We start from the raw sequence: 16,344 nt of genomic DNA on the forward strand, positions 1-16,344 counted from the left end.
TTACAAACGATATTGTCTATTTATTATTTGTTCAGCAATGGTCTCGGCTTGTTCTTCCAATTTTTCTTGTTGTTGTTCCGTCAGGTTTAGTTGGTAATTGAGACCTGAATAATCCTGTTGAATATGATCATCAAACTGGGAAGCAATTTGAGCCCAAATATAGGCATTGTTGTAGTCTTTTAATACCATGTATTGAGAAACAATCGCTTCGGCATATTTAGCTGGTATGGTTTCATCTTCAGGAAATAGCTTGAAGGTATTTTCTAATATAGTGATGGTTTTTTTCGCGTTCTTGCCATTGTAATACATGGCAAGTGTCCACTGTAATTCAGGTGATTTTAAAGCATCACTACCTTCTAAAGCCAAGAAACGTTGTTTAGCTTGCTTATCGCGGAGCTGCTTCCAGTGATACATGAGTAAAAACGGATAATCTGAATTTGTAGTTTCGGCTTCTAGGCGGGCCAATTCTTCTATCGACGTTAACATGCCAACCACTCGTTTTGTCTTACGTGATTTGTCGTATCTTGGTTCGATACTCGCTGCTAATTCTATACAAGCATTATAGTCTTTATAATCTTTGATGAGTTGGTATTTGTGCGGGTCATTAGGTTCTTTGGATTCATTATAACGGCTGAGTATGACGGCTGAACGTTCTTTTTTACACCAGCCATCTTGGTTTAGGTCTTCGCATAATTCCGGATTGTTGTTACAGACTTTTTTGGCCGATAGGCTACCAAAATTGAAAATATTAAAGCGGAGATCGCAAGCACTGAGTGCTAACGGTAAGAGTAAACATAAAAAACGTCCAGTTAGTTTCATGGTAGACAAGTCTTATTCCTGTATTATTTTTAGTATATTGCGATGCAGCTAAGGTTAGCATATTTTTATTTTATGTTGTCTTCAGCGTTACTTGAATTTTCTTTTGTTCGCTTGCTTATTGCTTGGCAGTTGGTTACTGGTTTGTTAATGTTCTTATTAGATTATAGGAGTGATAAATGGATGTAGAGAAATTGTTGGCTGCAATGAGCCCCGAAATTTACCAAAACATGCTGAATGCTGTTGAAACCGGGCGTTGGCCTGATGGTAAAAAACTGAATGCTGAGCAGCGAGATCATACTCAACAGTTGGTTATTTTGTATCAAGCCAAGCATAACCATCAACCACAACACTTTACGGTTGGTACTGACGGCGAATTAGTGATGAAGTCCAAACAGGAACTGAAACGACAATATAAAGATGAGCAAGTGATTGTACAACTTACTCAATCTTGATATTCAGACTGAAATCTCGCCGCGAATGTCTTGGCAAAGTAATTCGCGGATTCGCATACTTGGTAGGTTTTTGCTTAGTAAGTAATGCAACTTAGCTAAAGCCGCTTCGGTGGTCATATCCCCACCGCTGATGACCCCAGCTTTAGCCAAGGCATTACCGGTTGCATAGCCCCCCATATTAACTTTTCCGGTTAAGCATTGGCTTAAATTTAAAACAATGATCCCTCGCTCGCTGGCCTGCTCTAGTTGTTCGAGCATCGCTGGATGCTGGGGGGCATTCCCCACGCCGTAACTCAATAGAATCAGGGCCTTAACTGGCTGTTGTAATAAATTAGCTAATACTTCTGCAGAGATCCCTGGATATAAACTGACGACCCCAATTGGTTGTGGGACGATGGGGCTAACCTGTAGTGCACTAATGCCAGTGGGCTTTATTTCTCCGGCAATAACTTCAATATCTATACCGGCTTTCAGTAGCGGGGGGAAGTTTGGTGACATAAACGCATCGAAGCCGTCTGCATGGGCTTTAGTACTGCGGTTACCCCTTAATAGTTTGTTGTTAAAAAATAGACATACTTCATGAACCGGATAGTACGCGGCTAGATACAAGGCATTTAATAAGTTTGTTTGTCCGTCAGAACGCAGCTCACTTAAAGGGATTTGAGAGCCGGTGACTATCACTGGTTTGCTAAGGTTTTCCAACATAAAAGACAGCGCTGATGCAGTATATGCCATGGTGTCGGTGCCATGTAGTACTACAAATCCGTCGTATTTTTCATAATTGGCTTGGATGTCATCGGCGATGAATTGCCAGTGGTGAGGATCCATGTCCGCAGAATCGATTAAGGGTGAGAATTCATGTACGGTAAACAGGGGCATTTCTTCACGCTTAAATTCAGGCATGGCTTCTAAGCAATCGCTCATAAAACCCGCTTGAGGAATGTAGCCTTGTTCGCTGCGTTGCATACCAATGGTACCGCCTGTATAGGCGATATAAATAGATTTTCGGTTCATCAGACTATAATTCAAAAATTTTTTGAAATTATAGTCTGATGCTTTGTTAAAGCAATCACTGCGTAGCGTTAATGCTGTAGTTTATAGCTGTTCACAAATAGCGCAGTAACTGTATTGTCCGAGTGGATCGTTAAACATTTCGAGGGCGGGTGCTTGTTCAGAGAGAGCCTTTAATAAGCGCCAATGGGGAATCAAAGCTTCTAGTGAGCGACTAATTTGGGAGTCAAACAATTGGGCAATGAATTGCTCTCTCGGATTTAGCGGAACGGTTAAGCGGTCGATTTGATAGTCTTGTAGCTCACTCATATTTGCCGCATAGGCGATAGCATCATTCAGATCACCAAGTTGGTCGATTAAACCATTTGCCAAAGCGTCTTTGCCAGTCCAGATCCGTCCTTGAGCCAGTTTATCTAATTTTGCTATTTCGATGCCGCGTCCCTCTGAAACTAAGTTTAAGAAGTCATGATATCCATGTTCAATATTTAATTGAATAAGCTGTTTTAACTCCTCCGGAAGGGCTTGAAAAGGACTTAGTTCTGCAAGCGTGGTGGTGGCGTAGCCATCACTATGGACCCCAAGTTTTGCTAGCGCGTTTTCGATTGTGGCAAACATCCCGAAGATACCAATCGAGCCCGTAATGGTGGTTGGGCTGGCAAAAATTTGGTCGGCACTGGCAGAAATCCAATATCCGCCGCTAGCAGCAACACTGCCCATAGAAACCACGACAGGGATCCCTTTGGTTTGGAATTGCTGGAGTTTATTGCGGATCAGCTCAGAGGCAAAGGCACTTCCTCCAGGGCTGTCAACCCGCATCACCAACGCTTTGACTTGGTCATCTTGCAGGGCTTGGTCGAGTTGTCTTAACACTGTATCAGCGGCAATTACCTTCTCTTCACCTTCGCCCGAAACGATCGGCCCTTGGGCGACTAACAGGGCGATTTTGTTATCGTTTGCCTCGCTATGACTTAAAGTTCTTGATTGGGCGTAATCTTGGTAGCTGAGGTAGTGATAACCTAGCTTGTTATCGGCTTCACCAAATTGTTCAACAAAATATTGTTTTGCTTGATCTCGTGTAACCAGTTGATCAACTAAACCAAAGCGTTCTGCATAGAGGGCTGAATCGCCTTCAACCGTGGTTAAACGCTGTATCAGTCGCTTTGGTTCAGGGACTAGCTGCTGGGCATCAAGTTTACGATTTTGAGCAACGGTAATTAAATAGCCTTGCCACAGCTGATCCATCCAATGGGCTAAATCTTGTTTCGCTTCTGGTGACATATCGTTGCGTATGTAGGGTTCAACAAATGATTTGTGAGTGCCAACCCGAAATACATGAGTACTCACATCAAGCTTGTCGATAACATCTTTATAAAATAAACGACGAGAGTTAATACCGCGCATCAATACTGCGCCTTTAGGGTTGAGTAGCAATTCGTCGGCAAAGCTGGCTAAGTAATACTGGTGTTGATCATAATAGTCAGCGTAACTCAGGATTGGTTTGTTGCTGCTTTTAAATCGTTCCAGAGCTTGGCCAATGATAGCGAGTTTGGTTTGACTGGTCGGTGGAAGTTGGTCCAGTGATAGAATAATACCGGTAATATTGTTATCTGTTGCGGCGGCATCGATGGTGTCAACCAAGCGTTGTAGATCGATTTCTTTTTCCTGAGGATTACCCACTAACTCATTACTTAGTTCCGTCATTGGGTTAAGTCGTTGCCGTTGTTCTACAATTTGACCATCTAAATTGATGCGTAGCGCCGAAGCTTCTGGCTCAGTGCTTGGCGGCTCGCTCACTTGATTTATCGCTACGACAACGATAATTATCATGCCGATAAGTAACAAATTAACGATCAGTGAACGAATAAAATTTAAGCTTTTCCAGAATAGACTGAAGAGGTTTTTTATAAATTTAAACACTGGGACCCACTTATTAAAGTCAACGATGGATAAACGTTAACATAGACCCGATAAACAGGCATCTTGAATTATTTAAACAAATGTTTGAAACGTGAGTTTACTTCCGATAATCTATTAACAGTTTAATAACATTAATCATCAAGTTGAGGTGCCAGAGATGACCAAATACCCGCACTTATTAGCGCCCCTGGATTTAGGTTTCACCCAGTTGTCTAGCCGTGTATTGATGGGCTCTATGCATACAGGCTTAGAGGAAGAGAAAGGCGGTTTTGCCAAACTTGCAGCCTTTTATGCGCAGAGAGCAAAGGGAGGTGTTGGTTTGATCGTCACTGGTGGGATTGCGCCAAACTTTCGCGGCCGATTAACGCCTAATGGTTGCCAGCTCAGTTTTCCATGGCAAATCAAAAAACATCGCCTCATCACCGAGGCAGTTCATCAACAGGGGGGAAAGATAGCACTGCAAATTTTGCATGCAGGCCGCTATGCTTATCATCCATTTTCGGTCAGTGCCAGTAAGATTAAAGCGCCAATTAACCCGTTTAAACCTAAGGCAATGAGCGAGCGACAAATATTGAGCACCATTAAAGATTTTGCAACTAGCGCGAAACTTGCTCAACGTGCTGGCTATGATGGTGTGGAAATTATGGGCTCGGAAGGTTATTTAATTAACCAGTTTATTTGCGCGCGAACCAACCAACGCAATGATAGCTGGGGTGGTAGCTATTGTAATCGTATCAAATTCGCGTTGGCGGTAGTGAAACAAACTCGGGCTCTTGTGGGGCAAAATTTCATCATCATTTTTCGTTTATCGATGTTAGACCTGGTTGAAAAAGGCAGTACGTTAGAAGAAGTTATTCACTTAGCAAAAGCTTTGGAGCTGGCGGGGGTGACACTACTGAACACTGGTATTGGGTGGCACGAAGCCAGAGTGCCTACCATCGCGACGAGTGTGCCGCGTGGTGCGTTTTCTTGGGTGACGGAAAAAATAAAACAACACCTTAGTATTCCTTTGGTCGCGGTGAACCGAATTAATACACCCGAGATTGCTGAGAACATCTTAAGTTCTGGCCAAGCGGATATGGTATCGATGGCGAGACCTTTACTTGCCGATCCGCTGTTTGTACAAAAGGCTAAAGCGGACCAGTCTGAGCTGATTAATACTTGTATTGCGTGTAATCAAGCATGTTTAGATCATGTGTTTAAACAACGGCGCGCCAGTTGCTTGGTGAACCCGCAGGCATGTTACGAAACCGAGTTAACGTTCTCGCCGGTGATGGACGCTAAAAACATTGCGGTGGTGGGCGCGGGTCCGGCAGGATTAGCTTTTGCTTGTAATGCAGCACAACGCGGGCATCGGGTGACTATTTATGATGCGGCAGATCAGATTGGCGGACAATTCAATTACGCAAAGCAGATCCCTGGTAAAGAAGAGTTCTATGAAACTTTGCGGTATTTTTCAAATCAGATTAAACATTTAGGGATAATTTTAAAGCTAAATACTAAGCTAGATTCGGCGATGGTGGCCCAGTTGTCGGTCGATGAAGTGGTGATCGCTACTGGGATTGTGCCGAGAACGCCGCCCATCGAAGGCATCGCGCACCCTAAGGTCTATAACTATTTAGATGTACTAAAGGATCATAAAACAGTAGGGGAGCGGGTTGCAATTATTGGGGCAGGTGGTATTGGTTTTGACGTGGCTGAGTATTTGGTGGAACAACAGCCGTCCTTAGCCACCAATCTTGAGCGTTGGTTAGACAATTGGGGCATTGACTCTTCTATGGCCAATGCTGGTGGCTTGAAAAAGGAGGTCTTAAAGCATCATCCTTTACGACAAGTTTTTCTGTGTCAGCGTAAGGCGAGCAGGGTCGGTAAGGGGCTTGGTAAGACCACAGGATGGATCCATCGTGAAAGTTTAAAGCAAAATGGGGTCACAATGCTTGCTGGGGTTGAATATCTCAAAATTGACGACCAGGGTTTACACATCAAAATCGATGGCGTGCAATCGGTATTGGAAGTTGATCATGTTGTGGTGTGTGCAGGCCAAGAAAGCTTACGTTCGTTGCATGAAGAACTAAGCGCTTTAGGTCGTCATTCGCATCTGATTGGTGGGGCATTTTTGGCATCAGAACTTGATGCAAAAGCGGCTATTCGTCAAGGCGCTGAATTGGCCGCAATGATATAAGCAGTCATGCTGGTTATCTAGGCTTACACATCGCTGAAGAGCAAGCAGTTTGAACCCCACAAGCTATCGTTATAGCTACATTTTTGATTAATGTGGGCTTGTTAATCCTTTAGCTAACAAGGGGCAAGCAGCGCTTTACTTTTATGATATTTCAATCACAATGGTGTTACATTTTAACTCTTAAGGATCACAATGAACGCCTTAGACTTATTATTAGAGCGTCAGTCTTGTGCGCGTTTGGCCGCACCAGCTCCAGAGGGGGCTGAACTAGAAGTAATTTGGAATGCAGGTTTACGAGCGCCTGACCACGGTGGATTAACACCTTGGCGTTTCATCCATGTGAGTGGTGAAGGGCTCACTAGACTCTCCTCCATTTTTGAAAAAGCGGCGTTTGCCGAGCAAGCCGATGAAGAAAAAGCGAGAGCGATGCCTTTTCGAGCGCCGCTGATTACGATTGTGATCGCATCACCTAAATCGCATACCAAAGTTCCTGAGATAGAACAGGTGCTCTCTGCCGGTTGTGCTGTACAAGCAATGCAAATGGCAGCGCTTGCTCAAGGTTATAACGGAATATGGCGCACAGGAGCGATGGCTTATAGCTCAATTGTTAACGACGAATTGGGACTCGCTGAACAAGAGTCTATTGTTGGATTTTTGTATTTAGGCAGTCCCCAAGTAAAACCGAATAAACATAAACAGTTAGCCTTTAAAGATTATATTAGCTGGCTTTAGTTTTCCCGGGAAATGTCATTTGGCTTGTTTATCGATTTCAAGACTTGCAGGGTTGCTTGATACAGAGACATTGATGGCTATTTGAAGTCGCGGGTTATTACGTTTTTTATCGCATGACTGGTTACTTTCAGTCTAAACCTAAGTTACAGTTACTTCGGTTTAGACTGAAAAATAGCGATATCACTTAATCAATAGGTTCAGTCGACAGGCTTAAATACCGAGCTCATCGAGTAAATCTTGATCAATAGTTGCGGTCGCAGTGGCTATACTGGCTTGTTCTGATTTTTTATCGAGAGCTGCTTGCTCAATTAGTGCATCAGGATCAACATCATCTTCTGTTTCAAATTCATGCAACTTAATGAACTCAGTTTTGTCCATCGCCAACTCCAAGTAAAAGATGTTATTTTTTGCGGTGGTAAAGGTTACTCGGCGAGCTTGTGGGCGATCCAAGTTGGTATCGATAGAAATTAATACCTGTTTGTTTAACGCTAACATTTTGGGTTGATTCTGGGTGAGCGAAGTTTGCAATTCTTTGCCGATCACTCCGGTAAAGTAGCCGACCATCTGATTCATCAACTCACCCATAACATTTCCCACTTCGTCGGCTGTATGTTGTTGTGCTAGTTCTGACTCAGGGATCCCCATATGCAACATGTAATTTCTATAAATCTCCATGGCAGCAGGAGCGGTAAAATTAATTACCACTAAACCAGAGAATCCACCATCGAATAACACAAAACAACCAATGTCGGGTTTTAAACAGGTTTTGTTAATTTTTTGCACCATCGCTGAGAATCTAATGTCACTGGCGGTCGCCTTACTTAAGACATTGGTGACGGAATTACAGAGGGTTAATAATACATCTTCAGTGGTGACAACTTTCAATCTTTTCATGTAGGTCCTTCTTAAAATCGCGATGACTTTTACATTATTAATGCGCCTAAGTATGGATGATGTGTCGGGTGCTGTATAGTTTTGTTTATCCTCTATGAGGACTCAATCAAGCTCATGCTTAACAAAGTAGGTACAAAAAAGCCCCAGTCTTTGGGGCTTTTCAAATAACCAATCATACCTGAGAGTTTAGTACTCTGCGTTTTTAGGTGCGCGTGGAAAAGGAATTACATCGCGAATATTGGTCATACCGGTAACATAAGAGACTAAACGTTCAAAACCTAAACCAAAGCCTGAGTGCGGCACAGTACCGTAACGACGTAGATCGCGATACCAAGAGTAGTCATCTTTATCTAAGCCCAGCTCAGCGAGGCGTTTATCGAGCACGTCTAAACGCTCTTCGCGCTGACTACCACCAATTATCTCACCAATGCCTGGTGCTAATACATCCATGGCCGCAACAGTTTTGCCATCGTCATTTTGGCGCATGTAGAAGGCCTTAATGTCTTTGGGATAGTTTTTGACGACCACCGGAGCTTTGAAGTGTTCTTCGGCTAAGTAGCGTTCGTGTTCTGAAGACATATCGATGCCCCATTCTACGTCGAATTCAAACTTGCGACCGGAATCGATTAGAATTTGAATTGCGTCGCTGTAATCGACCTGCGCGAAATCTGCTTCAACAAAATTTTGTAGGCGACTCACGGCTTGTTTGTTGACCCGCTGGGCAAAGAAATTCATATCATCCATGCGCTCGTCCAATACCGCTTTAAATACATACTTAAGCATATCTTCGGCGAGTTTGGCGGCATCGTTTAAATCGGCAAAGGCGACTTCTGGTTCAACCATCCAAAATTCGGCCAAATGGCGACTGGTATTTGAATTTTCAGCGCGAAACGTCGGTCCGAAGGTGTAGACCTTAGATAATGCACAGGCGTAGGTTTCCACATTTAATTGACCGGATACCGTAAGAAAAGTCTCTTTACCAAAGAAGTCTTGTTGATAATCGATTTCACCTTTGTCATCTAAAGGTAAGTTGTTCATGTCTAGCGTGGATACGCGGAACATTTCACCTGCACCTTCAGTATCACTACCAGTAATGATTGGGGTGCTTACCCACATATAACCCTGCTGATGATAGAAGCGGTGAATCGCTTGCGCCAAACAGTTTCGGACCCGGGTCACGGCACCAATGACATTGGTGCGTGGTCGTAGGTGGGCATGTTCACGAAGATATTCAATACTGTGGCGTTTGGCTGACATTGGGTAACTATCGGGATTTTCAACCCAACCCAGCACTTCAACTTGCTCGGCCTGGATTTCAAAGGACTGGCCTTGTCCGGGGGATTCTACCACTTCACCACTAACCATTACCGAACAACCTGCGGTAAGCTTTAACACATCATTCTCGTAATTAGATAGAGTATTGGGAGCGACCGCCTGAATTGCCTCAAAACATGAGCCATCATGAATGGCTAAAAAAGAAAGACCAGCTTTAGAATCGCGGCGAGTGCGGATCCACCCTTTGATAGTAACTTGTTGACCAACGCTGAATTTACCACTCAATACGTCTGTCACTGAAGAATGCGTCATAGCAAACAATTGCTCCAATCTGATAGTGCTAAAATTATAAGGGAACCAATGTTACTTGGTGAGGCCAAAGACTCAAGTAAAAATTGATAAAACATTAGAAATCGCTATGTTATCTTAATTAAACTGCTGAGTATTCAGAATATAGGTAAGCGAATGCCAAAAAAACGAATCGAGCGAAGAAAGGGCCCAGACGGCTTACAAAAATTATTTGTGCTGTTTTCTTTGTTAGCTTGGGGGGCTTTCTTGGCAGCTCTCATCGTTTATCACTACGCTCGTCCGGAAATAGCCTATTCGGCATTTCAACCTAATGATGGGGTGGGTTACCGTGATCACTGGCAAGAAAACCTGCGAACGGTGTTTGTTTATTTGTTGTGGACTTGTTGTGGGATTACTCTGACCACGATCGGCTTCAATTGGAGTCGATCCCGCCGCAAGGGGGATCATTTCATTATTAACATGGGCTTATTAGCTTTGATCGTGTTAACCACTTTGTTTGCATACTACTTAAATGTTTTTTCTTAGTATTGTAGCGCCTTGTCCTTCAAGTTATCGCCAACCAAAGACCCTACTTAGTTAGTCATGTCTTGTATCAAGTTCAGCTAACGCAGTATAGATAGCATGGCATAATTTGCTGAGTTGTTGGGCACTGATCACGTAGGGCGGCATGATGTAGACTAATTTTCCAAAAGGTCTGATCCATACTCCAAGTTCAACAAATTTGGCCTGAATATCAGCGACATTTACCGCCATCTCAGTTTCCACGACCCCGATCGCGCCTAATACCCGAACATCGGCCACCGCGTTAAGCTGTTGGCAAATCGCTAACTGTTTTTTTAGTTGCTGTTCGATAGCCGCGACCTGTTGTTGCCATGGCCCATTTTGGAGTCGGTCGATACTGGCGCAGGCAACGGCACAGGCGAGGGGATTTCCCATAAATGTCGGACCATGCATAAATACACCAGCCTCGCCACTACAGATGGTGTTGGCAATGGTTTTGCTGGTGAGAGTGGCGGCCAAACTCATATAGCCTCCAGTAAGTCCCTTACCTAAACAAAGTATGTCAGGCGCAATATCGGCATGTTCACAGGCAAACAGTTTACCAGTACGGCCAAACCCGGTTGCGATTTCATCGGCAATCAACAGTAATCCGTAGTGGTCGCAAAGACGCCTTAGTTGTTTTAAATACTGAGGATGGTAAATTCGCATCCCTCCTGCACCTTGTACAATGGGCTCGATAATTACCGCGGCGATTTGTGAGTGGTGGGCGTCTAACATCTGTTGCATCGGTATAAAATCTTTTGGATCCCATGCTTGATCAAAGCGAGTTTGTGGTGCAGCGCAAAATAGATGTTCAGGCAGGAAACCTTGATAAAGCTGATGCATGCCGCCTTGCGGATCGCATACTGACATAGCGCCAAATGTATCGCCATGGTAACCGTGACGAATAGTGGCAAACTTAGTCCGTTTTTGGCCTTTAGCATGCCAGTACTGCAAGGCCATTTTCAAGGCCACTTCCACCGCGACGGATCCCGAATCGCTAATAAAAACCTGTTCTAAGGATGCTGGTGTTAAGTCGACTAAACGCTTGGCAAGCTCTACCGCGGGTTGATGAGTTAAACCACCAAACATCACGTGTGACATTTTAGCTAATTGCTCGCTGGCGGCTTGATCTAACTCTTTGACTTGATACCCGTGAATGCAGGCCCACCAAGAAGCCATGCCATCAACCAAACGTCGGCCGTCTTCGAGTTCAATTTCACAGCCGGATGCTGACGCCACCGCATAACAGGGCAGAGGAGCAATTGATGAGGTGTAAGGATGCCAAAGATGGTCTTGATCGAACTGAATATCTGTGCTCATTATTTAACCGTTAGTAAAGTTTTGGGTAATTTGAAGTTGACAGCTGGCTGGCTGTGGATAGACTAGCCGAATACTCTATTTAATGAAAGTTTTAGTTATGACTCAAACACTTCGCCATGATTGGACTGTTAACGAAGTTAATGCGCTGTTTTCGCTGCCATTTAATGATCTGATGTTTCAAGCTCAATGTGTACATCGAGCTAATTTTGACCCAAACCAGGTTCAAGTTTCTACTTTGCTATCGATTAAAACTGGTGCTTGTCCAGAAGATTGCAAGTATTGCCCACAGAGTGCTCACCACAAGACCGATCTAAAAACAGAACGTCTATTGGAAGTTGAGCATGTCCTTAAAGAAGCCGAAAAAGCCAAGGCGAATGGTTCAACTCGGTTTTGTATGGGCGCTGCTTGGAAAAACCCGAAACAGCGGGATATGCCTTACCTCGTCAAAATGGTTGAGGGCGTCAAACAGATGGGAATGGAAACTTGTATGACGCTGGGTATGCTAGAAAAACAACAGGCTGAACGCTTAGCCGAAGCTGGTTTAGATTACTACAACCATAATCTCGATACTTCGCGCGAGTTTTATCAAGAAATTATTACCACTCGTACCTATGATCAGCGCCTAGATACTTTAGAACATGTGCGCTCTGCCGGCATGAAAGTCTGTTCTGGTGGCATTATGGGAATGGGAGAAACCGCCACCGATCGCAGTGCTTTGTTAGTGCAACTGGCGAATCTACCGAGTCATCCCGAAAGTGTACCCATCAATATGTTGGTAAAAGTCAAGGGAACCTTGTTGGAAGATGTTGAAGACATGGACCAGTTTGACTTTATTCGTTGCATCGCTGTCGCTCGAATAATGATGCCGCGCTCTCATGTTCGCTTATCGGCTGGTCGCGAGGAAATGAATCAACAGGTGCAGGCACTTTGTTTTATGGCGGGCGCAAACTCCATTTTTTATGGTTGTAAGTTATTAACCACACCAAATCCAGATGAAAACCAAGATTTACAGTTGTTTAATAAATTGGGCATTCGCCCAGAATCGGCAGAACTCAAGCATGGCACCGAAGAACAAGAGCAAGATCTGTATCAGTCTTTGATTCAACAACAGAATCAAGCCGATGATGCTTTCTTTTATGATGCCTCTTAATGGCTTTCGAGTTTATTCATCAGCAAGTCCAGCAACGTAAAGTTAAACAACTGGTGCGCGAGCGATTTTGCCTCGGTAGCGGCCAGGGTCGCTTCATTCAGGTTTCTGATCAGCAATATTTAAATTTCTCCAGTAATGATTACTTGGGGTTGTCGCAACATCCCAAGGTTATTGCCGGCTGGAAGAACGCAGCTGATCAGTACGGAACGGGCAGTGGTGGCTCACCTTTGGTGACCGGGTATCAATTACCACATCATCAACTCGAACAGGCTTTATGTGAGTGGCAGGGAAAAGCTGCGGCTTTATTATTTAGCAGTGGATTTAGCGCGAATCAGGGGATCATTAAAGCTTTGCTCAGTAAGCAAGACTTGTTGTTGCAAGATAAATTGAATCATGCATCGTTAATGGAAGCAGGGAGTTTATCCGCTGCTCAGTTTAAACGTTTTACGCATAATTCGACGGAACGTTTGCAAACCTTACTGGCTAGCCGTAAGGCGAATAATTGCTTAGTGATCACCGAGGGTGTATTTAGCATGGATGGGGATCAAGCCCCGTTAAATGCAATCAGCCGTCTATGTAAGCAGCATGATGCTTGGCTAATGGTCGATGATGCCCATGGCGTGGGTTGTCTCGGTGATCAAGGGCGAGGCAGTATTCAAGATGCAGACTTAGCAGCAGATGACATTCAATTGCAAATGTTAACCTTTGGTAAGGCCTTAGGGGTCTCTGGTGCGGCGGTGTTATGTGATAGTTCGGTGCGAGATTATCTGATTAATTTTGATCGCAGTTATATCTACTCTACCGCAATGCCAGCAGCACAAGCTGCAGCCGTCACTGAAGCTATCGCAGTGCTGCAAACTGAACCGGAATTTCAAGAAACGCTACACCAAAATATCCGATTATTTAAAAATCTTGGCAGAGATTTAGGCTTACCCTTGCTTGAGTCAGATACGGCAATTCAACCGATTATTTTAGGTTCAAGTGAGCGCGCTTTATGGATCAGCGAGCAACTCAAGTTGCGTGGCTTTTGGGTCAGTGCAATACGTCCACCAACTGTTCCGGTAAATACGGCTCGGTTGAGAGTGACCTTAAGTAGCTCTCATCGGGCTGATGATATCTCTCGTTTATTGGACACTTTGGTTGATTTATTAAGAATTGAATGATGAATATTGATAAGCAGCAGGTTGCTCGGCATTTTTCCAAAGCCGTGATTAGCTATAATGATTTTGCGCAGTTGCAAAGAGATATAGGCGATAATTTATTGATGCATCTGCCTAAAACACCGACCTCTCGGGCACTTGATTTAGGCTGCGGTACTGGCCATTTTGCGCACAAGCTGCAAGCGACAGCATCGCAAGTTGTGGGCATCGATCTCTCGTTCGCAATGGCGCAATACGCACAACAACAGAACCATAATTTTTATGCCATGGTTTGTGATGCGGAATGTATTAGTTTGAGCGACCAAAGTGTAGACATTGTATTTTCGAATTTAGCCCTGCAATGGTGTAATAACTTAAGTCGTGCGCTCCGCGAGATCAAACGAATTTTACGTCCAGGCGGGATCTGTGTTTTTTCGTCATTACTTGATGGTACTTTGTGGGAACTTAAACAAGCTTGGTGTGAAATTGACGATACCCCCCATGTAAATCAATTTATGGCTGAAAATTGCCTATATGAGCAAATCCGTTTGGCGGGGTTTGCTGATCCGCAGGTGCAAACTGAGACCCGTACTTTGTGGTACCCCGATGTTTTTGCCTTGTTGGCTGAATTAAAGGGAATTGGTGCTAACTATGTGGTTGATGCAAAACAAGGCTTAAATACCGCCGCAAAGCTACGTCAATTAGCGAAAGTTTACCAACAGCAATTTGCTCAGAAAAACCAGGTGAGTGCCACTTATCAAGTGTGTTATGGAGTACTGATCAATGATTAAAAGTGTGTTTATTACCGGCACCGATACCGAAGTGGGTAAAACCCTCGTGAGTTGCGCTTTGATGCTGGCCTTACAACGCCAGAATACACAGCTAGTGGTGAATGGTTTCAAGCCGTTAGCAGCAGGAGCGGAACAGGGGCCAGATGGTTTGAATAATGAAGATGGTTTGGCTATTCAACAATACACTTCGTTGCCTTTAAGCTACCAACAGGTTAACCCCGTGACACTACAACAGGCCATTGCACCACATATTGCCGCCCGTTTGGAGAATGCGCCGATTGATATTGCGGCTATGGACAGCGGTTTAGATTTACTACAAGCGCAATCAGACATTTTGTTGGTTGAGGGGGCTGGGGGGTGGCATGTTCCGCTTGACGATCAGCAAGCCACATTCTCACAATGGGTTGTCAAACACCAGCTTCCGGTGATCTTGGTGGTTGGCGTGAAGCTCGGCTGTCTGAATCATGCCTTGCTAACGGTAGAGGCAATTAAGGCTAGCGGTGTAAAATTATTGGCATGGGTTGCCAATCATTTGAGTGATGATTCTGAGATAGCGACGCTAAATATTGAGTATTTAAAAAATGCCATTACGGCACCTTGCATCGCAACCATTCCTTATAAAACAAAGGTAAATCCTGAATTAATAGAAAACTATTTTGATTTGAGGGTTTTTCATGGCGCAATATAAAGTGGAAATTATTTGTTAAACTATTGAAAAATGTGAGCCATACCCCATATATTATGGTGTAGTATTTTCCCATATAAGATAGAGGCAAACGATGAAACGTATATTGTTGTTTTTAGCGACGAACTTAGCCGTAGTATTGATACTTGGTATCGTTATGAACATCGTGTTTTCGGCTTTGGGGATCTCTACCCGAAGTGTCGGTGGTTTGTTGGTGATGGCTGCCATTTTTGGTTTTGGTGGCTCAATTATCTCTTTATTGATGTCTAAGTGGATGGCGAAGCGATCGACTGGCGCACAAGTCATTGGTGCCCCACGCAACGAAACCGAAGCGTGGTTAATCAATACTGTAGCGCGTCAAGCTAAGGCTGCTGGGATCGGCATGCCGGAGGTCGCGATTTACCATGCTCCAGACATGAATGCTTTTGCGACTGGCGCTAAACGTAACGCTGCCTTGGTGGCAGTGAGTAGTGGTTTACTAGAAAACATGAGTCGAGACGAAGTGGAAGCGGTTCTCGCCCATGAAATTAGTCACGTGGCTAATGGGGACATGGTGACCTTAACGTTAATTCAAGGGGTGGTGAATACCTTTGTTATTTTCTTAGCGCGGATTATCGCAAATGTGATTAGCTCGACGATGAGCAACAATAATCAAAATGGTCAAGGTTTAGGTATGTTTGCCTACATGGCGACGGTGTTCGTACTCGAAATGGTATTTGGCATCTTGGCCAGTGTCATCGTGATGTGGTTTTCTCGCCAACGAGAATATCGCGCCGATGAGGGTTCGGCTAAGTTGGTTGGTAAACAGAAAATGATTCGTGCCTTACAACGCTTAGGTGGAAGTCGAGAACCTGAAATGGAAGGTTCGTTGATGGCTTTTGGAATTAACGGTAAACGTTCAATGAGTGAATTATTGTTAAGCCATCCGCCCTTAGAAAAACGTATTGCGGCACTTCGCGCTCTCTAATTTGACTAATTATTCATATTTTTTTGATAAAGCGCCGCATGTGAGGCGCTTTTTTTGACTAGGAACTCATTCTTGAACTGTAAACTTTTAAGTTCGTAATGTTTACTGAAAATTTTAAATAGATTGCTTCCTTTTTACGATTGAGCCAAGCAGAATGG

Annotated in this window: 15 protein-coding genes; 9 read left to right on the forward strand and 6 right to left on the reverse strand. The window is 44.1% G+C overall.

Annotated elements, in window-relative coordinates:
- The gene (locus ACRRS0_RS10860) at positions 1-819 is read right to left on the reverse strand and encodes a DUF2989 domain-containing protein (protein WP_432456182.1); all 819 of its coding nucleotides are present in this window, start codon (positions 817-819) and stop codon (positions 1-3) included.
- Positions 820-995: 176 nt separating this feature from the next.
- Between ACRRS0_RS10860 and ACRRS0_RS10865 the strand changes: the two genes are divergently transcribed.
- Positions 996-1,271 (forward strand): YeaC family protein, encoded by a 276-nt coding sequence (locus ACRRS0_RS10865; RefSeq protein ID WP_432453196.1) that lies wholly within the window; start codon positions 996-998, stop codon positions 1,269-1,271.
- Between the two features lie 3 nt (positions 1,272-1,274).
- Here the strand turns inward: ACRRS0_RS10865 and ansA are convergent, their stop codons facing one another.
- Both ansA and sppA read right to left on the reverse strand, forming a co-directional pair.
- On the reverse strand, positions 1,275-2,285 hold the full coding sequence (gene ansA / locus ACRRS0_RS10870) for an asparaginase (protein WP_432453195.1): 1,011 nt from the start codon (positions 2,283-2,285) through the stop codon (positions 1,275-1,277).
- Positions 2,286-2,366: 81 nt separating this feature from the next.
- A complete protein-coding gene (gene sppA, locus ACRRS0_RS10875) occupies positions 2,367-4,199 on the reverse strand; it encodes a signal peptide peptidase SppA (RefSeq protein WP_432453194.1) in 1,833 nt (610 codons plus the stop codon).
- Between the two features lie 157 nt (positions 4,200-4,356).
- On the opposite strand from sppA, the gene ACRRS0_RS10880 reads away from it, so the two are divergent.
- Together ACRRS0_RS10880 and ACRRS0_RS10885 are read left to right on the forward strand one after the other, a co-directional pair.
- Positions 4,357-6,381 carry an oxidoreductase gene (locus ACRRS0_RS10880; RefSeq protein WP_432453193.1) on the forward strand — a complete coding sequence of 675 codons (2,025 nt, stop codon included), beginning with the start codon at positions 4,357-4,359 and terminating at the stop codon, positions 6,379-6,381.
- 192 nt (positions 6,382-6,573) lie between these two features.
- Positions 6,574-7,113 carry an NAD(P)H nitroreductase gene (locus ACRRS0_RS10885; RefSeq protein WP_432453192.1) on the forward strand — a complete coding sequence of 180 codons (540 nt, stop codon included), beginning with the start codon at positions 6,574-6,576 and terminating at the stop codon, positions 7,111-7,113.
- Positions 7,114-7,323: 210 nt separating this feature from the next.
- On the opposite strand, the gene ACRRS0_RS10890 is transcribed toward ACRRS0_RS10885, so the two are convergent.
- Positions 7,324-8,007 carry a DUF3334 family protein gene (locus tag ACRRS0_RS10890; RefSeq protein WP_432453191.1) on the reverse strand — a complete coding sequence of 228 codons (684 nt, stop codon included), beginning with the start codon at positions 8,005-8,007 and terminating at the stop codon, positions 7,324-7,326.
- Between the two features lie 186 nt (positions 8,008-8,193).
- A complete protein-coding gene (gene asnS / locus ACRRS0_RS10895; protein WP_432453190.1) occupies positions 8,194-9,594 on the reverse strand; it encodes an asparagine--tRNA ligase in 1,401 nt (466 codons plus the stop codon).
- A 153-nt stretch (positions 9,595-9,747) separates the two neighbouring features.
- Between asnS and ACRRS0_RS10900 the strand changes: the two genes are divergently transcribed.
- Entirely contained in the window at positions 9,748-10,116 is a 369-nt protein-coding gene (locus ACRRS0_RS10900) for a hypothetical protein (RefSeq protein ID WP_432453189.1), read from the forward strand.
- A gap of 51 nt (positions 10,117-10,167) precedes the next feature.
- Here ACRRS0_RS10900 and bioA read toward each other — a convergent pair whose 3' ends face one another.
- On the reverse strand, positions 10,168-11,454 hold the full coding sequence (bioA, locus tag ACRRS0_RS10905) for an adenosylmethionine--8-amino-7-oxononanoate transaminase (RefSeq protein ID WP_432453188.1): 1,287 nt from the start codon (positions 11,452-11,454) through the stop codon (positions 10,168-10,170).
- Positions 11,455-11,551: 97 nt separating this feature from the next.
- Between bioA and bioB the strand changes: the two genes are divergently transcribed.
- The 5 genes from bioB to htpX all read left to right on the forward strand — a co-directional run bounded on the left by bioB (position 11,552) and on the right by htpX (position 16,186).
- Positions 11,552-12,604, forward strand: a complete 1,053-nt coding sequence (bioB, locus tag ACRRS0_RS10910; RefSeq protein WP_432453187.1) for a biotin synthase BioB — start codon at positions 11,552-11,554, stop codon at positions 12,602-12,604.
- Positions 12,604-13,767: an 8-amino-7-oxononanoate synthase gene (bioF, locus tag ACRRS0_RS10915; RefSeq protein WP_432453186.1), complete on the forward strand. Its 1,164-nt coding sequence runs from the start codon at positions 12,604-12,606 to the stop codon at positions 13,765-13,767. Before bioB ends, bioF begins: the two co-directional genes overlap by 1 nt.
- On the forward strand, positions 13,764-14,534 hold the full coding sequence (gene bioC, locus ACRRS0_RS10920; RefSeq protein WP_432453185.1) for a malonyl-ACP O-methyltransferase BioC: 771 nt from the start codon (positions 13,764-13,766) through the stop codon (positions 14,532-14,534). The genes bioF and bioC overlap by 4 nt, the downstream gene beginning before the upstream one ends.
- Positions 14,527-15,222, forward strand: a complete 696-nt coding sequence (gene bioD / locus ACRRS0_RS10925) for a dethiobiotin synthase (RefSeq protein WP_432453184.1) — start codon at positions 14,527-14,529, stop codon at positions 15,220-15,222. The genes bioC and bioD overlap by 8 nt, the downstream gene beginning before the upstream one ends.
- A 91-nt stretch (positions 15,223-15,313) precedes the next feature.
- On the forward strand, positions 15,314-16,186 hold the full coding sequence (gene htpX / locus ACRRS0_RS10930) for a protease HtpX (protein WP_432453183.1): 873 nt from the start codon (positions 15,314-15,316) through the stop codon (positions 16,184-16,186).
- Positions 16,187-16,344: the final 158 nt, after the last annotated feature.

The sequence above is a fragment of the Agarivorans sp. QJM3NY_29 genome (genome assembly GCF_050870835.2).
Lineage (GTDB): Bacteria > Pseudomonadota > Gammaproteobacteria > Enterobacterales > Celerinatantimonadaceae > Agarivorans.

What these genes read in the sequence shown, in the direction of transcription:
- ACRRS0_RS10860 (WP_432456182.1), bottom strand. Translation starts at nt 819, where the DNA reads ATGAAACTAACTGGACGTTTTTTATGTTTACTCTTACCGTTAGCACTC.
- ACRRS0_RS10865 (WP_432453196.1), top strand. Translation starts at nt 996, where the DNA reads ATGGATGTAGAGAAATTGTTGGCTGCAATGAGCCCCGAAATTTACCAA.
- ansA (WP_432453195.1), bottom strand. Translation starts at nt 2,285, where the DNA reads ATGAACCGAAAATCTATTTATATCGCCTATACAGGCGGTACCATTGGT.
- ACRRS0_RS10880 (WP_432453193.1), top strand. Translation starts at nt 4,357, where the DNA reads ATGACCAAATACCCGCACTTATTAGCGCCCCTGGATTTAGGTTTCACC.
- ACRRS0_RS10885 (WP_432453192.1), top strand. Translation starts at nt 6,574, where the DNA reads ATGAACGCCTTAGACTTATTATTAGAGCGTCAGTCTTGTGCGCGTTTG.
- ACRRS0_RS10890 (WP_432453191.1), bottom strand. Translation starts at nt 8,007, where the DNA reads ATGAAAAGATTGAAAGTTGTCACCACTGAAGATGTATTATTAACCCTC.
- asnS (WP_432453190.1), bottom strand. Translation starts at nt 9,594, where the DNA reads ATGACGCATTCTTCAGTGACAGACGTATTGAGTGGTAAATTCAGCGTT.
- ACRRS0_RS10900 (WP_432453189.1), top strand. Translation starts at nt 9,748, where the DNA reads ATGCCAAAAAAACGAATCGAGCGAAGAAAGGGCCCAGACGGCTTACAA.
- bioA (WP_432453188.1), bottom strand. Translation starts at nt 11,454, where the DNA reads ATGAGCACAGATATTCAGTTCGATCAAGACCATCTTTGGCATCCTTAC.
- bioB (WP_432453187.1), top strand. Translation starts at nt 11,552, where the DNA reads ATGACTCAAACACTTCGCCATGATTGGACTGTTAACGAAGTTAATGCG.
- bioF (WP_432453186.1), top strand. Translation starts at nt 12,604, where the DNA reads ATGGCTTTCGAGTTTATTCATCAGCAAGTCCAGCAACGTAAAGTTAAA.
- bioC (WP_432453185.1), top strand. Translation starts at nt 13,764, where the DNA reads ATGATGAATATTGATAAGCAGCAGGTTGCTCGGCATTTTTCCAAAGCC.
- bioD (WP_432453184.1), top strand. Translation starts at nt 14,527, where the DNA reads ATGATTAAAAGTGTGTTTATTACCGGCACCGATACCGAAGTGGGTAAA.
- htpX (WP_432453183.1), top strand. Translation starts at nt 15,314, where the DNA reads ATGAAACGTATATTGTTGTTTTTAGCGACGAACTTAGCCGTAGTATTG.